Genomic DNA, 403 nt, shown 5'->3' on the forward strand with positions numbered 1-403 from the left:
GTGATCCGATGGTGCTCTACCGGCATGTGCCCAACAAGGCCGCCGTTCTCGACGGGGTAGTCGAGCTGGTCTTCGAGCAGTTGTCGGTAGACACGACAAGCCCGGGCTGGGTCGCGGCTCTGCGGACCCTCGCCCACGACTTCCGCGATTTAGCGCGTGCACACCCAAATGTGGTGCCGCTCTTGGTCACCCGACCGCTCTCGACACCCCTCGGGATGCGGCCGCGTGGGATCCTAAAGAATCTCGAAGACGTCGTTGCGCTGCTGACTCGGGCCGGCTTCGACGGCATTGACGCGCTGCATGTGTACCGTGCGTTGTTCGCGTTTCTGTTCGGACATGTCCTAACGGAACTTCAGGAAATCGTCGAACGTCCCGAGGAAACAGACCACGTATTGCGGCTCGG

Annotated in this window: 1 pseudogene (only partly in view); it reads left to right on the top strand. The window is 61.8% G+C overall.

The features are described from left to right. Window positions 1-403 (top strand): annotated as a pseudogene (locus ACFE99_RS01050) (TetR/AcrR family transcriptional regulator) (it extends past both window edges: 189 nt to the left, 208 nt to the right).

This window comes from uncultured Mycobacterium sp. (assembly GCF_964249325.1).
Lineage (GTDB): Bacteria > Actinomycetota > Actinomycetes > Mycobacteriales > Mycobacteriaceae > Mycobacterium.